Source organism: Archangium lansingense (assembly GCF_026626635.1).
GTDB classification, from domain to species: Bacteria; Myxococcota; Myxococcia; order Myxococcales; family Myxococcaceae; genus Archangium; species Archangium lansingense.
In genome coordinates, this window is sequence record NZ_JAPNKA010000001.1 from 6,144,288 (window position 1) to 6,164,916 (window position 20,629).

The window sequence follows — 20,629 nt, forward strand, 5'->3', positions numbered from 1 at the left end:
GTTGTAAAGCCCTGGGGGCAGGTGATAGGGGTCCGGCGCCATGGCGAACGGCATCAACTATCCACTCGATTTCGAGCGCCCGCTCATCGAGCTGGAGAAGAAGATTGACGAGCTCAAGGCCCTCTCGGCGAGCGGCTCGGTGGATTTCACCTCGGAAATCTCCAAGCTGGAGAAGAAGGCCAAGAAGCTGCAGACGGAGATCTTCAGTGATCTCTCGCGCTGGCAGGTGGTGCAACTGTCGCGCCACAGCTCGCGACCGTACTTCTTCGACTACGTGGAGCACCTGTTCAAGGACTTCTTCCCGCTGGCGGGGGATCGCCGCTTCGGTGAGGACCCGTCCATCGTGGGTGGCTTCGCGAGCTTCGAGGGCCGGACAGTGATGCTGATCGGCCACCAGAAGGGGCGGAACACGAAGGAGAACATGGCGCGCAACTTCGGCATGCCGCGCCCCGAGGGCTACCGCAAGGCGCTGCGGCTGATGGAGATGGCCGAGCGCTTCGACAAGCCCATCCTCACCTTCGTGGACACGCCAGGCGCCTACCCGGGCATCGGCGCCGAGGAGCGCGGCCAGGCCGAGGCCATCGCGGTGAACCTGGAGGTGATGAGCCGGCTGAAGGTGCCCATCATCGCCACGGTCATCGGCGAGGGCGGCTCCGGCGGCGCGCTGGCCATCGGCGTGGGCAACCGCGTGCTGATGCTGGAGAACAGCGTCTACTCGGTGATCACCCCCGAGGGCTGCGCCTCCATCCTCTTCCGTGACGCCACCAAGGCGGCCAAGGCAGCGGACGCGATGAAGCCGACGGCCAAGGACCTCAAGGAGATGAACATCATCGACGAGGTCGTCCCTGAGCCGGCCGGCGGCGCGCACCGCGATTACTCCAAGGCCGCGGAGAACCTGGGCAAGGTGCTCCGCAGGAACCTGGCCGAGCTGTCGGAGCTGTCGGGCGACGAGCTGGTCCAGGACCGCTACCAGAAATTCCGCGCGCTCGGCGTGTTCTCCGGGCGTTGAGCCGAATCCAAGAAAGAAGCCAGAATCCCATGAGACCGCTCGTTCCGCCGTACATCGAGACCCTCAAGCCTTACGTCCCGGGCAAGCCCATCGAGGAGACGGAGCGGGAGTACGGGCTCACGGGCGTCATCAAGCTGGCGTCCAACGAGAATCCGTTGGGTCCCTCTCCCAAGGCCATCGAGGCCATGCGGGTGGCGTCGCAGAAGGTGCACCTGTACCCGGACGCGAGCAGCTACACGCTGGTGCGCCAGCTGGCCGAGCACCTGGGCGTGAAGCCGGAGGAGGTGGTGCTGGGGTGTGGCTCGAACGAGATCATCGAGCTGCTCATCCGCACCTTCACCACGCCCGAGGACGAGGTGCTGCTGTGCAAGGGCTCGTTCCCGGCGTACCGCATTTCGGTGCAGGCGCATGGCCGGCCCTTCGCGGAGGTGCCCATGCGTGAGGGGCACCGGTATGACCTGGAGGCGATGGCGAAGGCGATCAACCCGCGCACGCGGATGATCTTCATCGCCAACCCGGACAACCCCACGGGGACGACGTTCGGCCGCCAGGAGTGGGAGACCTTCCTGGCGAAGGTGCCGGAGCACGTGCTGGTGGTCCACGACGAGGCCTACTTCGAGTTCGTGGACTGGCCGGAGTACTTCAGCGCGGTGGAGTACTTCCGCAAGCACCCGAACGTGGTGGCGCTGCGGACGTTCAGCAAGATCTACGGGCTGGCGGGGCTGCGGTTGGGGTACGGGGTGATGGATGCGCGGCTGGTGGCGTACCTGCAGCGCACGCGGATGCCCTTCAACCTGACGATTCCCGCGCAGATGGGCGGGCTGGCGGCGCTGGGGGACGTGGAGCACGTGCGGCGCACGCGCGAGCTCAACAGCGAGGGGTTGCGCTACTACCAGACGGAGCTGCCCAAGCTGGGGGCGAAGCTGGCGGAGAGCCACGCGAACTTCGTGCTGGCGGATTTTGGGCGGCCGGCGATGGAGCTGTACGAGAAGCTGCTGCGCAAGGGCGTCATCGTGCGGCCCATGGCGGGCAACGGCTATCCCACGTCGCTGCGCATCTCGGTGGGGACGCAGGAGGAGAACGTGCGTTGCGTGACGGCCCTGCGGGAGGTGCTGGCCTCATGAGCCAACGCCCCTTCATCGTGGCGATCGACGGCCCGGCGGGCGCGGGCAAGTCGACGGTGTCGAAGGTGCTGGCGCGGCGGCTGGGCTTCGCGCTGGTGGATACGGGGGCCATCTACCGCAGCGTGGCGCTGAAGGCGCGGCGCGAGGGCCTCGCGTTCGACGACGACGAGAAGCTGGGCGAGCTGCTGACGCGGGTGCACGTGTCCTTCCAGGTGGTGGGCGAGGACAACCACGTGTTCCTGGATGGCGAGGACGTGTCGGGGGAGATCCGGACGCCGGAGAACTCGATGGCGGCCTCGCAGGTGTCGAGCCGGCCGGTGGTGCGAGCGGGGCTGCTGTCGCTGCAGCGGAGGCTGGCGCTGGAGACCCCGAAGGGGGCGATTCTCGAAGGCCGTGACATCGGGACGGTGGTGTTCCCGGACGCGGACGCGAAGTTCTTCCTGGAGGCGGATCCGGACACCCGTGCGCGGCGCCGCTTCGAGGAGCTCTTCCAGAAGGGCGTGGAGCGCTCGCTGGAAGAGGTGCTAGCGGATCAGATCAAGCGGGATCAGGACGATGCGTCGCGAGCGGTGGCGCCGCTGAAGCCGGCGGAGGACGCGATGCGGCTCGACTCGACGAGCATGCCGCTGTCCGAAGTGGTGCGGATCCTGGAGCAGACGATCCTGGCCCGGATGTCCAAGCGCTAAACTCCCTCTCCCTCTGGGAGAGGGACGGGGTGAGGGTATCGGAACCCATCGAGTTCCAACCCCTCGCCCCCACTCGAGCGCCTCTACTTCCGGCGCGAGAACCACCCCATCAGATCTTCCAGAGCACGGCGATCAACATCGTCGAAGGTGGCCTTGTGCTCGGAGTCGATGTCGAGCACGGCGATCAGCTCGCGATTCGGCCCGAAGACAGGAACGACGATCTCCGAGACCGAGCGACCATCACAGGTGATGTGGCCGGGGAAGGCGTGCACGTCTTCGACGACGACGGTCTCGCCCTTGGCGGCGGAGGTGCCGCAGACGCCCTTGCCGAAGCGGATCTCCAAGCAGCCGAGGGTTCCCTGGTAGGGGCCGACGCGCAGCAGCTTGCCGGGCTCCACGACGCGGTAGAAGCCGGTCCACAGGTGGCCAAAGGCGTTGTGGAGCAGGCAGCTCATGGTGGCCATGGCGGCCACGTCGTCGTTGATGCCCTCCAGAACGGCCTCGACGTGCCGCTTGAGCTCGGCGTAGGCCTCGGCCTTGGGCTGGCCGCGCAGATCCAGGGTGACTTCAGCCATGGTGTGTAATCCTCGAAACGAGGGCCGGTGGAGTGAGTCGTACCGGCGCGGGGCGCATCTTTAACCTGATCCGGATCTGACCGCGATACCGAGAGGGACCAGGAACCCCTCTCCCCCTGGGAGAGGATCCCCCGTCGTTCAAAGGGGGGGCAAGCCCCCCGGGGTGAGGGTGCCACGCCTCCCGGGTTGAACCTCGGGCTACTCGAAGATGGGGACGGAGTCGTCCTTGTCCTGCTTCGAGGGACGGGAGGAGGGCCGGGTCTCGACGGGGGCGGCCTTCACGGGCTCGAGCGTCACGCTCACGTCCTGCGCGTCCGACATGACGCCGGAGAAGTCCAGCTTGCGCGTCACGTCCTGGTGCTTGGGCAGGCGGAAGGTGAGCTCGTGGACTTCGCGGCGCAGCTGGCGATCCAGCGGGGTGGTACCGATCTGCACGTCACCCGAGAAAACGGTGGCGCCCTCGGGCGTCGAGCGGATGTGCACCAGGAGCATGTCGCTCACGACGGGGGCCGCGGGTTTCGGCGCGGGGGCCTGCACCTGCTTCACCTCGGCGACGGGAGGAGGCGCCTCCTCGACCGGCGGCGGGGTGGGGGAGCGCATCACCACGAACGCGCCGCCCGAGGCGATGAGCAGCAGCGGCACCGCCACGATCGCGATCTTCTTGCCCACGGAGCCGCTCTGCGTCTCTTCCCCGCGTGAATGGGTGTGGTGGGGGGCAGGGGCGGCGGCCTCGGGGCGCGGAGTCCGCTGACGGACGGCCGAGACCGACCCGGTGCCGGCTCGCGCAGGGGCCGCGCTGGACGGCTGCGAGCCGCGGGACGAGGGCTGGGCGGCCCGAGCCGCCGAAGGCTGAGAACCCCCGCGAGCCGCCGGAGCGCCGGGGCGGGAGCGCGCCTCGCTCGGAGAGGAGCGGCCCGGCTTGGACACGCTGCGCTGACCCGGCTTGCTGGTGCCGCCCGCCCTGCTGCTCTTGCTGTTGTTGCCCGCCTCGGGGGCCGAGCCGGTGGGGAGCGCATCGAGCTCCTCGGCCGACAGGTCCGCCACCGCGTCCAGCATGGCGTCGATGAACTCCTGGGCGTTCTGGAAACGGTCCTCCTTCTCGCGGGCGAGGGCCTTCTGGAAGAACACCTCCAGGGTCTTCGGCACGGGAGCGCCCTGGCGCTTGGAGGCCACGGAGGGCACGGACTGTGTCAGGGCGGCGGTGAGCGCCTTGCGCACCGTGTTGGCCCCGTACGGTGAGGTGCCCGTGAGGCAGTAATAGAGGACGCCGCCCATCGAGTAGAGGTCGGAGCGGTGATCCACGTGCTCGCCGCCGGCCTGCTCGGGAGGCATGTACTGGGGCGTGCCGAGCACCTGGCCGGTGGAGGTGAGCTGATGCTCGTCCTCCTGCTCGAGCGCCTTCACCAGGCCGAAGTCCAGCACCTTGACGAAGTCCCGCCTGTCGAGCTGCTGCACCATGATGTTGTGCGGCTTGATGTCGCGGTGGACAGCGCCCTGCTCGTGGGCGTGGGCGAGGCCGCGGCAGGCCTGCTCGATGACGTCCACCGCGCGGCGCAGCGTCATGGGGCCGTCGCGCTTGACCAGCTCGCGCAGGCTCTCGCCCTCCAGCAGCTCCATGACGTAGTAGCAGGTGCCGTCCTGGGCGCGGCCGAAGTCGTAGATGGTGATGATGTTGGGGTGACGCAGGCGGCTGGCGATCTCCGCCTCGCGCTTGAAGCGCTCGAAGAACTGGGGCGCGGCCGCCAGGGAGGGGTTGAGCGTCTTGACGGCCACCGGGCGCTGGACAGACGTCTGGGTGGCGCCGAAGACCATGCCCATGCCGCCCTGGCCGAGCACGTCTTCTATCTTGTAGCGGCCATCGAGCACCTGGCCGATGAGGGCCATCTGGGAGGCGCTACACAGGTGGTCGGAGCCATCGGTGCTACCGCAGTGCGGGCAGGGGGGAGCCATCAGGGCGCCGAGTATAGGCAGACCCGGGCTTCGCCGGGCAGGGGTCCTGACGGGGGGCCGCCCCGGGCCTGGGACAGGGGAGGGAGGGAGCGGGCGGGCATCTCGGCCGTTCCCGGAAGGCCGCTGGGCTGTTACACCCCCGAACCCGCCATGAGTCTCGTCATCGCCCAGGACATCTGCCTCTCCTACGGGAAGAAGGTTCTCTTCGACAACGAAAGCTTCGCCCTCAGCCCGAAGGACCGGATAGGCCTCGTTGGGGCCAACGGCACGGGGAAGAGCTCGTTGATGAAGATCCTCGCCGGGGCGCAGCACCCGGACTCGGGGACGCTCACCTACCGGCGCAAGTCACGGATCGGCTACCTGCCCCAGGAGCTGGCGGGCCTGCCCGAGGGCTCGGTGGTGGATGCGGTGATGAGCACGGTGCCCGGCCGCGACGCGCTGGAGGCCCGCCTGCGGGAGACCGAGGCGGCGCTCGGCAACGCGTCCAGCGAGGAGGAGCAGCTCGAGCTGGCCCAGACGCTGGCGGACCTGCACACGGAGTTGGACCACTTCGAGGACCACTACGGCCGGCACCACGCCGAGCGCATCCTCAAGGGCCTGGGCTTCCGCGAGGCGGACCTGGTCAAGCCCACGAGCGCGCTGAGCGGTGGCTGGCGCATGCGCGCGGCACTGGCGGGCCTGCTGTTGCAGGACCCGGACCTGTTGCTGATGGACGAGCCCACCAACCACCTGGACGTGCCGACGCTGGCGTGGTTCGACGGCTTCCTCAAGCGCTCGAACAAGGCGGTGGTGCTCATCTCGCACGACCGGGACTTCCTCAACCGGCAGGTGGACCGCATCCTCTCGCTGGAGATGGAGGGGCTGCGCTCGTACGTGGGCAACTACGACACGTACAAGAGGCAGCGCGCCGAGGAGATGGAGCAGCTCAAGGCGCAGTCCGAGCGCGTCGAGGCGCGCAAGGCGGAGCTGCAGGCGTTCATCGACCGCTTCGGCGCCAAGGCGACCAAGGCCCGGCAGGCGCAGAGCAAGGCGAAGCAGCTGGAGAAGATGGAAGACGTGCAGGTGCTCGAGGAGCGGGCCACCATGCGCTTCCGCTTCCCGGAGGTGGAGCGCTCGGGGCGTGACGTGGTGACGCTGGAGGGCATCCAGAAGCGCTACGGGGACACGGTGGTGTACTCGGGGCTGGACGCACGGGTGGAGCGCGGGCAGCGCATTGCCGTGGTGGGCGCCAACGGTGCGGGCAAGACGACGCTCCTGAAGATCATCGCGGGCGAGCTGGTGCCGGATGGCGGCACGGTGACGCTCGGGCACAACGTGGTGATGGGGTATTACGCGCAGCACCACGGCGACAAGCTGAACAAGCACAATAGCATCATCGAAGAGGTGCGACCGCTGGCGGCGGACAAGCCGGAGAGCTTCGTGCGCGGGGTGCTCGGCGCGTTCATGTTCTCGGGTGACGACGTGGACAAGCCGGTGGGCGTGCTGAGCGGTGGTGAGCGGGCGCGCGTGGCGCTGGCGAAGCTACTGTTGGTGCCGTCCAACCTGCTGCTGATGGACGAGCCGACGAACCACCTGGACCTGGACTCGACGGAGATGCTGATCGAGGCGCTGAAGGGTTACGGGGGCACGCTGTTGTTCGTGTCGCACAACCGGAGCTTCGTGAACGGGCTGTCGACGCACGTCTGGGACGTGGTGGGCGGGAAGGTGGTGCCGCACCCGGGCAACCTGGACGATTACCTGTACCACCAGGAGCAGCAGCGGCTGGCGGCGGAGGCCGCGGGGCTGGGCGACAAGCCGGCGGAGAAGGCGTCCACGGCGGGGCTGTCAGAGAAGGATCGCAAGCGGATGGAGGCCGAGGCGCGGCAGAAGCGCAGCGCGGTGGAGGGCCCCATCAAGAAGGAGATCGCGAAGCTGGAGGAGGCGATCTCCAAGCTGGAAACGGCGCAGAAGGAGCGCGAGACGCAGCTGGCGGATCCGGTGCTCTACAACGACTTCGCGAAGGCCAAGCCGCTGATGGACACGCACCGCGAGGGCAAGGAGCAGCTGGAGCAGCTCTATGCCCAGTGGGAAGCAGCCCAGGAGAAGCTGGCCGAGGCCTCCGCGTCGCTCTGAGTCAGCTCCCTCTCCCTTTGGGAGAGGGCTGGGGTGAGGGTGTCCCCTCGCTACCGGTGGTGACGGCCATCCCGGTGGTCGTCTCCTCGCCCGCCCCCTCGTCCGCCGCGGTGGCCGCCCCGATGGTCACCCCGGTCGTGGCCACGGTACGGGCTCGCGTCGTGGTAGCGGGAGCCGTCATGACGGCCCCAGGGGCGGCTCCGGTATTCGCGATAACGGCCCCAGCCCCAGGGCCGGTTCCATTCGTGATGCCGCATCATCGGGTAGCGCCGCCAGGTGTGGAAGAAGTAGTTGGGATGCCCCCATCCCACGGAGATCCTCGCGTGGCGGTACTCCGGCACGACGATCCGGACCGAGCCACGGGGAGCCCAACCTCCCTCGATGAAGACCCAAGAGTGGCCGCGCCGGCTCCATTTCGGTGCGATGAAGACCAGATTGGGCTGGGGCGGCGCGACCCAGCTTCCATCCACCCAGACGTACTGATTGCCGGACCAGTACCAGTATCCGGGGGCCCAGGTGAGGTTCTGGGCGGGAGCGGGCGGCGGGGTCTCCGCCTGGAGCTGGGGAGGTGCCTGAGACGTCGCGACCTCCTCGCTGTTCACGTCGATGGGAATCTCCACGTCCGTTGAGCCAGGCCTTGCCCAACCACCGGAGATCCACCGCCAGACGTCTTCTCCCTCCTGCTGCCAGTAGCCGTTGACGAACTGGTAGCCCGGCATCCGAGCGACCCAGGCTCCGGGCTTGAAGCGCCACTCGTTGCCGTCCCAATACCAATGGCCGGAGGTCCACACCGAGTCGGCGAAGGGCCTCGCAGTGGGCCTCTCCAGGGGGAGCGCTGGAGGCGGTGAGGGCGCCAGGGGATCCAGATCCACATCCGCTTCCTCGGTGTACCCGAGCTCTGGCGCGGCGACCGGCGCCGTCTGCGCATGGGCGGCCGGAGCCGCCAGACCGAGAACCAAACAGACCAACCATCGAGGCGTCATGACATCGTCTCCACGAATTGCCGCGTCATGGGTAGGACGTCTACCGCCTCAACTTATTCACGCCACGTGAGGGCAGGTGCTCCGAGGGCTCACCCGGCAACAGTCAGCCAGGCGATGACGGGCCCGCGCCGGTGCGCTAAGCGGAGGGCCCATGAGACAGACCACCGCGCTCCTCAGCCTCATCCTGCTTGCCACCACGTCTTGCACGCACGGGTCCAACCGCCAGGAGGCTCCGGTGAGCCCCTCTGTCACGGACCTCGCCGAGCGCAGCCGCGCGCTCGCGAAGCGCGTCATCATCGCTGACGGCCACGTCGACGTGCCCTACCGCCTCGTCGAGAAGCTGGGGCCGGAGGGGGAGCCCACCGAGGACATCTCGCAGCGCACCGCCGGGGGCGACTTCGACTACCCGCGCGCCGTGGAGGGCGGGCTCGATGTGCCCTTCATGTCCATCTACATCCCCGCCGATCTCCAGGCGAAGCCCGGGGCCTCGAAGGCCCTCGCGGACTCGCTGATCGACATGATGGAGAAGATCGCCCGCAAGTCGCCCGAGAAGTTCGCCATGGCCCATTCGGTCGAGGAGGCCCGGCGCAACACCCAGGACGGCAAGGTGTCCTTCGCGCTGGGCATCGAGAATGGCTCCGCCATCGAGGACTCGCTGGAGAACGTGAAGCACTTCCACAAGCGCGGCGTGCGCTACATCACTCTCACGCACTCCAAGGACAACCAGATCAGCGATGCCTCCTTCAACACGGGCAAGCGCACCTGGAATGGTCTCAGCCCGTTCGGCAGGCAGGTGGTGGCCGAGATGAACCGCGTGGGCATCATGGTGGATGTCTCGCACCTCTCGGACGATGCCATCCGTCAAGCGGTGGAGGTGAGCCAGGTGCCCGTCATCGCCTCGCACTCCTCGTGCCGCTACTTCACGCCCGGCTTCGAGCGCAACATCAGTGACGAGCTCATCCGTGTCGTGGCTGCGAAGGGTGGGGTGGTGATGATCAACTTCGGCTCTGGCTTCCTCTCCCAGGCCGCCAACACCTATGAGCTGGAGCTCCGCAAGGCGATGATGGCCTTCGTCCAGGAGCGCGGCGTGGCCCGGGACGGCGCCGAGGTTCAGGCGTTCGTGGAGTCCTATATGCGCGAGCATCCCGTCCCGTTTGCCCGGGTGGAGGACGTGGCCGATCACATCGATCACGTGGTGAAGCTGGTGGGCATCGACCACGTGGGTCTCGGCTCGGACTTCGATGGCGTGGGCCCGTCGCTCCCCATCGGGCTCAAGGATGTGTCCCAGTATCCCAACCTCTTCCGAGTCCTGCTCGAGCGCGGCTACAGCGAGGCGGACATCGAGAAGGTCGCCTCCGGGAATGTCTTTCGCGTGTGGCAGCGGGTTGAGTCCCACGCCACCGGCCGCTGAGAACCGGGGGTTCAACGCCACGATCCCGGCGATGACGGCGTGCGCATGCCCCGTGCCCGGCCCGCATGCGCATTATCCCCCGCAGCCGCCACAACCGCCGCAGCCACCACACCCGCCCCCTCCACCGCCATCCCCGCCGCCGCAGCCCGCGGAGTTGGAGGAACTCGTGCTGCTGGCGGACTGGGTTTGCGACAGGTTGGCGAGTGGAGTCTTCAGCTCCGCGATGGTGGGCAGGTAGATGGCTGCGAGACCGTAGAGGCCCATGAGCATGAGGAGCTCCTTCTCCTGCAACGCGCGGCCAGCACCGGCCCAGGCCTTGGTGGCGAGTGCCGCGTTCTTCTGGCGCAGCGCAGAGAGGACACGATCGCCTCTGCGCGTACGCGTGGCTCCCCTCATGGCGCTGAAGGTCAGTGGAAGCGCCAGGTTGAGGAGGATGAGCATCAGGAACCCGACGGGGCGCTGGTCGCTCATCCCGTCGAAGTACTTCATGAAACCGATGAGCAGGATCGGCCCCAGGATGAAGAGAGCGGGGGCTCGGAGCTGGCCGCGTTTGTCCTTGGAGAGGAGTAGCCCCCGCTCGCGCAGATCCTCCGCGAAGAACTCCTCCGCGGTGCGTCGGGCCTGGGCATGGACGGTCGAGAGCGTCAGGCCTCCGTCCGAGAGTTGATCGTAGACGTCGCGCTCGAAGGGGTGCCAGGGCCTGCCGGGACCATCCCGCGGTCCCTGGGCGAGCCACTGGGCCGTGGGCTCATAGGTGAGGGATCCCCGGTCGACGAGATGGGCAATCACCGTTGTGGCAGTCCCGGCACTTCCTCCCGAGAGGAAGGCCACCGAGTAGGGATCGAGGTCTTGATCGGCTGGGTCGCCCTTGTCACCCAGCCCGAGCAGCCACCGTCTCAGCGCATACGTCGCGAGGAATCCACTGAGCAGCAGGACAGCGTAGAACACGAGGAACTGCGGTCCGCGCAGATCAAAGGGAAACATTATGCACCCTCCGTCCGAAGCCACTCGTTCCTGAAGGAGCGGCGGCGCGGGGTTACAGAGCGGTGCTGGAGGCGTTGGCGCCTGTTTTGACGGAGGCCAGGCGAGCGGGCAGGGGGCTCACCGCTCCCGCGCCTCGCGCCACCGGATCGTCGTGCGCCAGGCGGACCACAACAGGATCCCGAGCAATGCCTCCCCGAGGAAGAAGGGGACGGCGCCCCAGAGCACCAGGCGCCAGGCCAGCGTCTTGTCCATCGCGAGCGCCGCGTCGGCGGGCGTCTGCACGATGACGACGAAGCCCGTGTAACCCACCGGTGCGAAGGCCGCGAGCCAGGGGCCCTCCCGTGTCGCGAGGGGATCCCGGTGCTCGGCGACCGTCACGGTGGGCCAGGGCTCGGGCATCCGGAGCTGCTCGCCCTCCGTGCGTGGCAGGGACTGGCTGACCTTGTCGAACTCGCGAGCCAGGCCTCCATCGAGTGGCAGCGATTCACCGTGCCCGAGGTCCTCGTGGAGCAGGATGATGTAGCCCCCTGGCGCCGGTTTCCCGGCCTCGCTCCGGGTCCTGTCCCGAGGCGCGACGAGCACGGCGCTCCGCTGTCGGGCCTCGTCTGGATCGCTCAGGCGCAGGGAGCCCAGGGTGGCGCCGGTGCCCACCATGCCGACGAGCACTCCTTGCCATCCGCCCTCCGCATCGAGGAGCGGAATGGAGATCGCGAAGCGATGGCGATCATCGGCCTCCGATAGGAATGCGCTCGAGATGTAGGGTTGGGGCTGTCGCGCGAGGGCATGCCGCTTCGCGCCCTCGAAGTAGTCGCGCCAAGCGAAGCCCTTTCCCAGGAAGTCCCGGGGCGGCTCGGGCCAGCGGGCCAGCACCGTCCCCTGGGCATCCAGGATGAACCAGCTGTCGAAGGGGGAGTCTCCACCCGGGAGCTTCAATCCGAGTCGCGGATCCTCATGGGACTCGTACATCTCCCGGCAGAACTCCTGGAGGGCGGGCAGATTCTGGTGCTGGAGCAGCTCGCGAAGCCGGGGGGCGCTGGCGGCCCGCTCGATGGCATCGCTGTACTCCTCGAGCCTGAAGAGCACCGTGCCCGCGACCGTCCGGGCGGCGTAGATGTTCGTGCTCAACTCCTCCCTGCGCCGATCGTCCACCTGGGCTCGCGCCACGGTCAGGGCCGCCCCCGCGGTGACGAGGAGCAGCCAGATGATGCTGCCCACCAGGCCCGCGGGGACCGGGTGCCGCCGGCACCACCGCCACACGCGAGTGGCCCTGCCTATGGGTCGGGAGCGGATGGGCTCGCCCCGGAGATAGCGCTCCAGCTCCTCGGCCAGCTCCTCCGCTGAGCCGTAGCGGCGCTCCGGCTCTTTCTCCAGGCACTTGAGGCAGATCGTCTCCAGGTCTCGATCAATACGGGGGTCGAGCTCGTGAGGCGGCGTGGGCTCCGTGTACAGCACCTGCTGGAGGATCAGCGTGGGGCTGTCCGCCATGAAGGGCGGGCGGCCGGTGAGCAGCTCGTAGAGGATGGCGCCCAGGCCGTAGACGTCGGCGGAGGTGGTCAGGTTCCTGGACTGTCCGGCGGCCTGCTCCGGCGCCATGTAACTCGGCGTGCCCACCGAGACGCCGGACCGGGTGTGCTCGGCCTTCTTCTCCAGATCCCTGGCCACGCCGAAGTCCGCCACGTGCGGCCGTCCCCCGGTGTCGAGGAGCACGTTGGCCGGCTTCAGATCCCGGTGCAGGATGCCGCGCTGGTGGCCGTGGTGTACCGCCCGCGCGAGCACCGCGAGCGTCTCGGCGATGCGCCGGCGATCGCCCCGGAACCGCGCCAGGTTCTCGCCCAGGTTGCCACCGTCCAGATACTTCATCGTGAAGTACGGACAGCCGTCGTGCTCGCCGACCTCGTAGATGGGGACGATGTTCGGATGATCGAGCCGGGCCGCGGCTTCGGTCTCGGTGCGGAAGCGGTGCAGCTCGGCCTCACTGGCCAGCACGCCTCCGACGAGCAACTTCAGGGCCACCACGCGCTCCAGGCGTCGGTGCCGCGCACGGTAGACCACTCCCATGCCACCCCGCGCCAGGGGCTCGAGCAGTTCGTAGTCACCGAAACGCGAGGGACCGCTAGAGGCCGGAGGGAACTCAGGCTCCTCTTCGAGCGCCCCGCGTATCAGGCAGGGGGAGCACAGGCCCGCGGTGTTCAGGCTCGAGCCGCACCTGGGGCACAGGGGAGTGGGCGCGGAGGGTGTCATGCGCGTCCGGCCCCAGCGCTACTCCAGAGACACCAGCAACAGCCGGAGCTCGTCATCGATGTCCTCGGGTTGCTCGACTGTCTGGGCGATCTCGGCCCGGAGCAACTCCCGGTATCGGCCGCGGAGCCGGTAGGCCGCCAGCTTCACGGCGTCTTCGCTCATCTTCAGGGTCTCGCCCACCTTCGCGTAGGGCTGTTTTTCCACGTCTCCCGTCAGGGTGCCGCGCAGCTTCTCGAAGAGTTGCTGCCTGCCGAGCCGGGCGCATTCCTGCTCCAGTGTGGACAGGACGTGCTCCAGCAGCGTCAGGGCCCAGCGGCGCTCGTAGAGCTTCTCGGGCGTCAGGCTGTGCGAGGGCTCGTGCTGGTAGCGGCCCTCCGCGTCCTCGGCGTCGATGGACACGGGGGTCAGGCCGCTGCCGCGCTTCTGGGCCCGTTCCCGGTCCCACTCGTTGGAGAGGTAGTGCTTGAGTGAGGAGAGCAGCCATGAGCGGAACCGTCCGCGCTGGCGATCCACGGCGGCCAGGTCGTTCTTCTCGAGCATCCGCATGAAGAATCCCTGGACCAGGTCGCGCGCGTCCTCGGGTCCACGTCCCTGGCGCCGGGTGAAGGCATAGAGCGGGTACCAGTAGAGCCTGCACAGCGTGGACAACGCCTCGTGTGCCTCGGACGCGGTGCCCTGGCGCACGACGGCTATCAGACTCCAGTGCGTTGTCTGGAACTTCCTGGGACTTCCCCGAGGAAGTCCCTCGAGCACGTCCTCTCCGTCGTCCCGCCTGGGTGATGACATCGGCTCCCCCGATCGCTCCCGCTGCTAGAACCTAGCCTAGGACCGCGCTTGCTCGGATGGTCAATTGGGGAGGGCGTCGTGTTCACGCCTGGAACAACACGTACTACGCGGCTGGGCGGACCTTGCGCCGCGTCAAGAGCGAGGGCCCGAGGAGCAGCATCGCGCTCAACAGCAGGGCGGTGGGACCCAGCCAGTCACCCCAGGCCACCATCAGGGTGGACAGGCGCGGAGTCGGGGGGACGGTCAGAGCCAGGCTCGCGCGATGATCATCCGGCACCTCGGCGAGCACCTCACCCGTGGGGCTGATGAGGGCGGAGATGCCCGAGTTGGTGACGCGCACCTGGGGGAGGCGCGTCTCGATGCTGCGAAACGCCGCGTGCATCAGGTGCAGCTTCGGCGCTGGCGTCCCCGAGAACCACGAGTCATTGGACAGCGTGATGATGAGCTCGGCACCGCGGCGCGCTTCTTCGGCGACGTAGCTGGGGAAGATGGACTCGTAACAGATGAGGGGCGCGACGGTGAGCGTCCGGCCCTCGCCGAGCTGGAGAGGCAGCGTCTGGGGACCGGGCCCTCGCTTCCAGTAACCCGTCCAGGGCATCCACTCGCGCAGCCTTGGCGAGTCGATCAGCTCGGGGACCCACTCCGTCAGCGGGAAGAGCATCGTCTTGCGGTAGGCCGAGCGCTCCAGTGCTCCGTCTCGCCCCAGGCCCACGAACATGGCGGCGTTGTATTCGCGCTCCTGCTCCAGGTCGTACGTGCCGAAGAGCAGTGGGACCCGGCTGCGCGAGATGAACTCGCGGATCTCCGCGTCGAACTCGGCGCCCGCCTCGCTCTTCGGTGTGCCGAAGGTCGTCGGGTACACCGTCTCGGGCCAGATGAGCAGATCCACCTTGCGGTTCTGGAGCAGCTCGGCCGAGAGCTGGTAGTGCGTGTCCAGGATCATCCGGACCACGTCGTACGTGCCCATCTCCGCGGCGAGCTTCTCGTACTTCGTGATGTTGGCCTGCACGACGCCCACCACGAGCTGCTGTTTGGGAGTCTCGAGCTCGGCCACCTGCCGGAGGCGGAGCTGGCCGTACCCGAAGCAGCCCAGGATGAGCGCCGTCAGCATGGCCATCGGAGCCAGGGCACGCCGCGAGCCCTCGCGAAGGCCGTGGGCCGCGAGGGCCTTCCCGGCTGCGAGCACGCACTCGTTGACGATGAGGAGCACGAGCGTGAGGCCATGCGCTCCGGCGAGATCCGCGCCCTGGCGCAGTGACTCGGAGGCAAAGAAAGCCTGTCCCAGGGTCTCGGCGAAGAGCTTGGGGCTCAGCCACTCGGTGCCCACGTACACGAGTGCGGCCGTGAGCGTGATGCGCCAGAAGGCCAGCGGGCCCTCCCGGGAGGTGCGCCGCAGGTGGTAGCGGGCCAGCGCGAAGGTGATGAACTGGAGCTCCATGAAGGGCGCCAGCAGCAGCAGCGCGAGCCAGCACACTGCCAGGGGGGCCTGGGAGTAGCTCTGCAATGCCGCGGGGAACCATCCGAAGATGGCTGCGGTGAAGGCGAGTCCCATCACCAGGCCCGAGAGCACGGCCTCGCGCCGGGAGTTGACGCGGTCCAGCACCAGCAACCAGGGAATGAAGCACACCCAACCCACCGCCACCCAACGTGCCTCCAGGCGTCCGAAGAGCCACATGAGGCCCGTGGAGCCCGCCACGCCGAGCAGCAGGGCCGCCAGGCCTCTGGCGCGTACTGCACTCGCGCTCATGGAATGGGCTCCACTCCCTCTGGCCCTTCTGGAAGCTCCAGGACCTCGATGGGCATGCCCGCCGGGGCCAGCTCGGGCGGGACGACTCTGTTGGAGGGAAGCTCGACCGGCGTCCCCTTCGAGTCCACCGGCTTGTAGTCCGGATGGAACATGAGGATCGCCTTCACGCGCTCACCGCTGTCCGTGGTCTGGTAGTGGCGCACGTAACCGGGAGGCAGCTCGAAGTCCTCGGGGACGATGATGCCCTGCTTGAGGGGGCTGGTGCCCGGGCGGTACAGGTTGATTCCCTCGGCGGGTCCAGCGGGCGCCGCCTCCTGCTCCATGGGCTCCTGCTCGGGCGAGGGCTCGGACGGCTGGGCCGGGATGTTCCCGGGCGGAGCTGCCTTCGGAGCGGGACGGGACGGGGCGGGGGAGGGCGCGGGTGCACTTTGCGCGAGCTTGACGGGCTCGGCCTCGGGAGTAGTTGGCACAGGGGCTGGTGATGACACGAGCCAGGCACTCAAGAGCAGACACACGACGGTGAAGCCGAGCCCCAGCCCGACGATCCACATGCCGCTGCCACTTCGCTTCCGCTGGATGCGCGTCACGCCGTCACTGTCGACGTGCCGCTCGTACTCGGGATGCTGTGAACCCATTCTCGCCCCTGTTCTCCGGGACCCGTATGCTACGGGCCCCCTGTCGCCCGGGCAATCCGTTCCCCCATGACCCCCATGCATGCCGACGCACCCGCAGAGCCTTCCGCCAATGGCCAGGCCGTTGCTCCGCGCTTCCAGGTCCAGGCCTACCCGCTCGCCCTGCGCATCGTCGGTGCCGCGCTCCAGGTGCTGATCACGGCCGACATCCTCTGCGCCTCGGCGCTCGTCGTCGCCGCCACCTTCACGGGGGCAATGAACCCCAAGCCCCCTGCATTGGCGGGATGGCTCGCCCTGCTCGCGATTGTCCTGTTCGGCTTCACCCGGCTCATCCGCTGGCGCACCGCTGCTACGTTCTCGGTTGAGCCGTCGCGGTTCGTGCTTCAGCGCCGCGATGAGCAGTTCGAGATTCCTGTCACTGCGGTGGAGTCCGCCCGGGTCTGGCGGCTGCCCTTGCCGGGGGCTGGCCTGTCGCTGCGGATGAAGTCGGGGCGCAGCTTCCAATACGCGCTGCAGGTGGCGGATCCACTGCCGGTGTTGGAGGCGATGGGGGCAGAGGCGCGGCACCCGCTCACGGCTTTCGCGCACGCACGGGCAGTGGTCGTCCGCCGGCGCTGGTACCACCTGGCGTTCAAGTTCGTCCTGTTCCCGCTGGTGCCCGCCGTCATCATGTTCCAGCTCAACCAGCGCATCACCTACGGTGGGCCGTTTGCGCAGTACCACATGTACGGGCTGGGGCCGTACCTGCAGGGCTTCATCACGTATTGGTCCTACTTCACCGCGCTGCTCGTGCTGTTCGCCAGCATCTGGCGCGTGCTGGCCGAGTTGGTGGCTTTCGCGGCGGCGTGGATTTCTCCGCTGCGCGTGCGGGGTGTGCGGCGCTTCGTGGAGGTCGCAGTTGCGGTGCTCTACTACGGGGGCTTCTGCTCGCTCGTGGCGTGGAAGTTCCTCCAGTAGGGCGTCAGCTGCTCTCGGATCTGGGGTGTTGACGTCCGAGTCGGGTGGTGGACGTTGTGAGCGGAGGGCTGCGTTCGGGATGGAAGGCGGTGCTTGGATGAAGGCATGCACTCCTTCGTGTGGCTGGTCCTGGCGTGTGTCTGGCTCGTGGGCTGTGTGGGTGGCCACCAGCAGTTGCGTCAGTCCGTGGGACCAGGACCCGGGCCGGGCTGTACGAGCACGCTGGATTGCGCGTGCAAGAATGGGTCAGCAGCGGCCTGCGAGCAGCTGGGGACGGCGCCCAAGACGCCCGGACCTCCAGGTCCCGGACCTGTTCCGCCACCCGGTACGGGCACTGTGCCCATCACGAACGAGGTCCGCGCGACGGACAAGGACACCAAGGATCGGTGCTCGGATTATTACCTCAAGTGTATAGAGGCGGGTGGCGGCAGCATGAATGGCCATGCCTCGGGCTATAGCCGTTGTGCTTCCTGCCTAGCCTACTGCACATCTAATGGTTTCTGGCCAGAAGCGATCTACACGTGGAATGGAGTGCGGCTGTCATGCCCGGGCATCTGACAAAGGCAGAGGATGCTCGGTTGGACCGCCTGGCCCAAGAGTGGGATCGTCTCTACCTCTCGCTTCTGCGAGCGCCCATCGCAGAGAAGATTCCGGCGTTCAAGCAGCTCGAAAAGCGGTTTCTGAAGGAGATGCGTACCGCAGCAGGCAAACGACAGGTGCAGAGACGGATTACCAAAGCCCTTCTCATGGAGACCTGTGCTGGTCCTTGGAGAAGGTTCTCGCCGTACCTGCGGCGGATGGAGCGGCTTGGCTACCCCTCAATGGACGATCGCTTGTTGGTTTGTTGTTGGGCGGCGCAGGCTGCTAGAGGATCTCCCGTTGGACTGCGCAGGGCAGCCGCGCTCATGGCTGACTTCGAGCGGCGAGCTCGTGCCCGGCCACCGGCTCCAGAGGCGAGAGCGCAGGTCGAGTTCATGTTGACTCGGGCTAGAGACTTTATCGGTCTTGGCATCGAAGCCGCCGCGGAAGGATCCACCCGCCGCAAGGACGCCAAAACGCGCGGCCGTCGACCCACCGAATAACCGGAGGCAGTGCCCCGACGTCCGCGCAGTTTCTTCCTCAGCCCGTGCGGCGCTTCTTGTCGCGCTTCGGTTTGCGCTCGGACTTGGTTGGAGGCGTGCTGTCCGGAATGCTTTCCGCCGCCTTGCCCTCGGCAGGCCTCGTGGTGGGGAAGGGCGTCCCATCCGGGTGGACTGGCTCCGGAGGCTGGACTGGCTCGGACGGCGGTGCGGGTAGGCGGATGATGAACGTTGCTCCCTCGTCCGGTTTACTCTGCACCGACAGCGTCCCGCCGTGGTTCTTCACGATGCGCTGGCTGATGGCCAGGCCCAGTCCCGTGCCCTTCTGCTTCGTCGTGTAGAAGGGCACGAAGATGTGCTGCTGCTGATCCTGCGGAATTCCAGGGCCCGTGTCCGTCACGTGTAGCTCCACGAACGAGTCCCCCGCGGGGCGGAATTCCGTGAAGCGATCCGGTCGCACCGTCTTCACCGTGATGGTTCCCCCGGTGTCGGCCATCGCCTGCATCGCGTTCTGCACCAGGTTGATCAACACCTGCTTGAGCTGCTCCGCGTCCGCCTCCACCCGCGGCAGGGACTCCTCCTGCTCGACCTTGAGCCCGATGCCCTGCGGCATCTCGTTCTGGATGAGCCGCACCGTCCGCGTCACCACCTCATTCAGGTCCGTGGGCCCGAAGGTCTGCTTCAGCGGGCGCGCGTAGTCGAGGAACGCCGACACCACTCCGTTGAGGCGGTTCACCTCCTCGACGATGACCTCCAGGAACTCGCCCTCTTCGCCCGGCAGCTGCTTGGGATCCAGGCACTGCGCCGCGCCCTTGATGGCGCCCAGTGGGTTGCGGATCTCATGCGCCAGGCCCGCCGCCATCTCGCCCAGGGCCGCCAGGCGGTCTCGCTCACGGATCTTCTCGTACAGCTTCGAGTTCTCCAGCGCCGTCGCCAGCCGCTCGGCCACCTCCAGGATGAGGGCGATCTCGTCCGAGGCGTACGCCTCTGGCACGCGCTCGTCCCACATATTGAGGAAGCCGATGACGCGATCATTGCCCAGCAGCGGCACGGTGATGCCACCCTTCATCTGCAGAAGTGCCGCGCGCGTGTCGTTGAGCCGCTTCAGCTCGTCCCGGAAGCGCTTACCCTCCACCGCCTGCTGCCGCAGCACCACGATGCGCCGCTCCACGTTCTCCAGCAGCACCGCCTTCTGTCCCGACGCCACCGCGAACAGCACGCCTCGCGCCGCGCCCGTGTCCAGGAAGCTCACCGGCGCCGGCCCTCGCGCATCCAGCAGCCGGTAGCCCGGCCTGTCCTCCGCCAGCAGGTACAGCGAGGCGTGCGTGATGCGCCCCGATTCATGCAGCGCGTCCAGCACCATCCGCGCCAGCTCGGAGATCTCGATGACGCCCGCCATCCTCGCGCGCGCGTTGCCCAGCACCCGCAGCAGCTCGAAGCGCTCGCGGAAGAAGATGGCCACCACCTGCTCCTCCACCTTCACCCGCAGCGGCTCCAGGAGGATGAGCACCACGAAGGCCGCTACCACCGTGTTGAAGACGAAGAGCGAGGTGTTCTGCTTGTCCACCCAGACTGTCAGCACGGTGAAGACCGCGGCCAGGATGCTGGCCAGCACCGTCTGCGAGGCGATCTTCCCCAGCAGCTCCTGGAGATCCATCAGCCGCAGCCGCAGCAGCGTCTGGGCGAGGAAGAACAGGTAGAGCGTGGTGAAGACCGGCCCCAGGGTGGGGAAGGGCAGGCCGTAGCGCTCGAGCAGATCCAGCGCGGTGAAGAGGATGGCCGCCCCCGCACCGGTGGCCAGGTACGTCAGGCGCAACCGTTCGATACGCGACTCGGTGGTGCTGACTCGTCGGAGTAGCAACGAAACCGAGCCCAGCAGCGCACCGAGCACCCAGGCGCCCATGGCCAGCTTGGCCCAGCCGTTGAGGGCCAGCGGGGACACCGCGACTGCCAGGCCGAAGACGGCGGACAGCACAGCGAGCCGCCTGCCGAGCTGATGTGTTCCCTTGCTGACCCCCAGGAATTCGAAGAAGAAGGCAACGGCCGCGCCAGGAACGAGCGAAGCCAGTAGAATGGTGGCACCCACCGCCACTCTCGCCACCCACGGGTGTTCCGTGCGCGCGAAGAGGTTGTGGAAGAAGCTGGAGAGGTAGTACCCGCCCACCGCCAACGCGAAGACGGAGTAAAGCGTGAGCACCCGCGGACGACCCGCCCTCAACAACATGGAAACGCCCAGCGCCAGCCCGATGATGGATGCGAGGAGTGCGCTCTGTGTCCGGATGTCCATGCGTGGTGGCCAGTCTAACCTCCGTTCGCTCGTGGAAATTTTTTCCCTGCTTCCAGTTGTCTCCGT

General features: G+C 67.7%; 15 protein-coding genes. 6 read left to right on the forward strand and 9 right to left on the reverse strand.

Annotation, left to right across the window (positions count from 1 at the left end):
• Positions 1–40: 40 nt before the first annotated feature.
• Genes OV287_RS25030 through cmk form a run of 3 tightly spaced genes read left to right on the forward strand, consistent with a single transcriptional unit; the run spans position 41 to position 2,819 of the window.
• Positions 41–1,009, forward strand: coding sequence for an acetyl-CoA carboxylase carboxyltransferase subunit alpha (locus tag OV287_RS25030; protein WP_267536552.1), 969 nt, complete (start codon positions 41–43; stop codon positions 1,007–1,009).
• Between the two features lie 29 nt (positions 1,010–1,038).
• On the forward strand, positions 1,039–2,133 hold the full coding sequence (gene hisC, locus OV287_RS25035) for a histidinol-phosphate transaminase (RefSeq protein WP_267536553.1): 1,095 nt from the start codon (positions 1,039–1,041) through the stop codon (positions 2,131–2,133).
• Complete coding sequence (gene cmk, locus OV287_RS25040) at positions 2,130–2,819, forward strand: (d)CMP kinase (protein ID WP_267536554.1); 690 nt, start codon at positions 2,130–2,132, stop codon at positions 2,817–2,819. The genes hisC and cmk overlap by 4 nt, the downstream gene beginning before the upstream one ends.
• Before the next feature lie 83 nt (positions 2,820–2,902).
• On the opposite strand, the gene msrC is transcribed toward cmk, so the two are convergent.
• Complete coding sequence (msrC, locus tag OV287_RS25045; RefSeq protein WP_267536555.1) at positions 2,903–3,394, reverse strand: free L-methionine (R)-S-oxide reductase MsrC; 492 nt, start codon at positions 3,392–3,394, stop codon at positions 2,903–2,905.
• A gap of 198 nt (positions 3,395–3,592) precedes the next feature.
• Positions 3,593–5,278, reverse strand: coding sequence for a serine/threonine protein kinase (locus OV287_RS25050; protein WP_267536556.1), 1,686 nt, complete (start codon positions 5,276–5,278; stop codon positions 3,593–3,595).
• 216 nt (positions 5,279–5,494) lie between these two features.
• Between OV287_RS25050 and OV287_RS25055 the strand changes: the two genes are divergently transcribed.
• Positions 5,495–7,456 carry an ABC-F family ATP-binding cassette domain-containing protein gene (locus OV287_RS25055; protein WP_267536557.1) on the forward strand — a complete coding sequence of 654 codons (1,962 nt, stop codon included), beginning with the start codon at positions 5,495–5,497 and terminating at the stop codon, positions 7,454–7,456.
• Positions 7,457–7,506: 50 nt separating this feature from the next.
• Here OV287_RS25055 and OV287_RS25060 read toward each other — a convergent pair whose 3' ends face one another.
• Entirely contained in the window at positions 7,507–8,439 is a 933-nt protein-coding gene (locus tag OV287_RS25060) for a hypothetical protein (protein WP_267536558.1), read from the reverse strand.
• A 151-nt stretch (positions 8,440–8,590) separates the two neighbouring features.
• On the opposite strand from OV287_RS25060, the gene OV287_RS25065 reads away from it, so the two are divergent.
• Entirely contained in the window at positions 8,591–9,850 is a 1,260-nt protein-coding gene (locus tag OV287_RS25065) for a dipeptidase (protein WP_267536559.1), read from the forward strand.
• Between the two features lie 72 nt (positions 9,851–9,922).
• Here OV287_RS25065 and OV287_RS25070 read toward each other — a convergent pair whose 3' ends face one another.
• The 5 genes from OV287_RS25070 to OV287_RS25090 form a co-directional block, all read right to left on the reverse strand.
• Positions 9,923–10,834 carry a TIGR04222 domain-containing membrane protein gene (locus tag OV287_RS25070; protein ID WP_267536560.1) on the reverse strand — a complete coding sequence of 304 codons (912 nt, stop codon included), beginning with the start codon at positions 10,832–10,834 and terminating at the stop codon, positions 9,923–9,925.
• Positions 10,835–10,951: 117 nt separating this feature from the next.
• Positions 10,952–13,075, reverse strand: a complete 2,124-nt coding sequence (locus OV287_RS25075) for a serine/threonine protein kinase (protein ID WP_267536561.1) — start codon at positions 13,073–13,075, stop codon at positions 10,952–10,954.
• Between the two features lie 18 nt (positions 13,076–13,093).
• Positions 13,094–13,861 carry an RNA polymerase sigma factor gene (locus tag OV287_RS25080; protein WP_267536562.1) on the reverse strand — a complete coding sequence of 256 codons (768 nt, stop codon included), beginning with the start codon at positions 13,859–13,861 and terminating at the stop codon, positions 13,094–13,096.
• Between the two features lie 103 nt (positions 13,862–13,964).
• Positions 13,965–15,608 (reverse strand): apolipoprotein N-acyltransferase, encoded by a 1,644-nt coding sequence (lnt, locus tag OV287_RS25085; protein WP_267536563.1) that lies wholly within the window; start codon positions 15,606–15,608, stop codon positions 13,965–13,967.
• The gene (locus OV287_RS25090) at positions 15,605–16,243 is read right to left on the reverse strand and encodes a hypothetical protein (protein WP_267536564.1); all 639 of its coding nucleotides are present in this window, start codon (positions 16,241–16,243) and stop codon (positions 15,605–15,607) included. Before OV287_RS25090 ends, lnt begins: the two co-directional genes overlap by 4 nt.
• Positions 16,244–16,309: 66 nt before the next feature.
• On the opposite strand from OV287_RS25090, the gene OV287_RS25095 reads away from it, so the two are divergent.
• On the forward strand, positions 16,310–17,197 hold the full coding sequence (locus OV287_RS25095; protein ID WP_267536565.1) for a hypothetical protein: 888 nt from the start codon (positions 16,310–16,312) through the stop codon (positions 17,195–17,197).
• 1,119 nt (positions 17,198–18,316) lie between these two features.
• Here OV287_RS25095 and OV287_RS25100 read toward each other — a convergent pair.
• Positions 18,317–20,563, reverse strand: coding sequence for an ATP-binding protein (locus OV287_RS25100; RefSeq protein ID WP_267536566.1), 2,247 nt, complete (start codon positions 20,561–20,563; stop codon positions 18,317–18,319).
• Positions 20,564–20,629: the final 66 nt, after the last annotated feature.

Coding starts and splice junctions, on each gene's coding strand:
- cmk (WP_267536554.1), top strand. CDS start 2,130: ATGAGCCAACGCCCCTTCATCGTGGCGATCGACGGCCCGGCGGGCGCG.
- OV287_RS25065 (WP_267536559.1), top strand. CDS start 8,591: ATGAGACAGACCACCGCGCTCCTCAGCCTCATCCTGCTTGCCACCACG.
- lnt (WP_267536563.1), bottom strand. CDS start 15,608: ATGAGCGCGAGTGCAGTACGCGCCAGAGGCCTGGCGGCCCTGCTGCTC.
- OV287_RS25080 (WP_267536562.1), bottom strand. CDS start 13,861: ATGTCATCACCCAGGCGGGACGACGGAGAGGACGTGCTCGAGGGACTT.
- OV287_RS25050 (WP_267536556.1), bottom strand. CDS start 5,278: ATGGCCCTCATCGGCCAGGTGCTCGATGGCCGCTACAAGATAGAAGAC.
- OV287_RS25075 (WP_267536561.1), bottom strand. CDS start 13,075: ATGACACCCTCCGCGCCCACTCCCCTGTGCCCCAGGTGCGGCTCGAGC.
- OV287_RS25030 (WP_267536552.1), top strand. CDS start 41: ATGGCGAACGGCATCAACTATCCACTCGATTTCGAGCGCCCGCTCATC.
- hisC (WP_267536553.1), top strand. CDS start 1,039: ATGAGACCGCTCGTTCCGCCGTACATCGAGACCCTCAAGCCTTACGTC.
- msrC (WP_267536555.1), bottom strand. CDS start 3,394: ATGGCTGAAGTCACCCTGGATCTGCGCGGCCAGCCCAAGGCCGAGGCC.
- OV287_RS25090 (WP_267536564.1), bottom strand. CDS start 16,243: ATGGGTTCACAGCATCCCGAGTACGAGCGGCACGTCGACAGTGACGGC.
- OV287_RS25070 (WP_267536560.1), bottom strand. CDS start 10,834: ATGTTTCCCTTTGATCTGCGCGGACCGCAGTTCCTCGTGTTCTACGCT.
- OV287_RS25055 (WP_267536557.1), top strand. CDS start 5,495: ATGAGTCTCGTCATCGCCCAGGACATCTGCCTCTCCTACGGGAAGAAG.
- OV287_RS25100 (WP_267536566.1), bottom strand. CDS start 20,563: ATGGACATCCGGACACAGAGCGCACTCCTCGCATCCATCATCGGGCTG.
- OV287_RS25095 (WP_267536565.1), top strand. CDS start 16,310: ATGACCCCCATGCATGCCGACGCACCCGCAGAGCCTTCCGCCAATGGC.
- OV287_RS25060 (WP_267536558.1), bottom strand. CDS start 8,439: ATGACGCCTCGATGGTTGGTCTGTTTGGTTCTCGGTCTGGCGGCTCCG.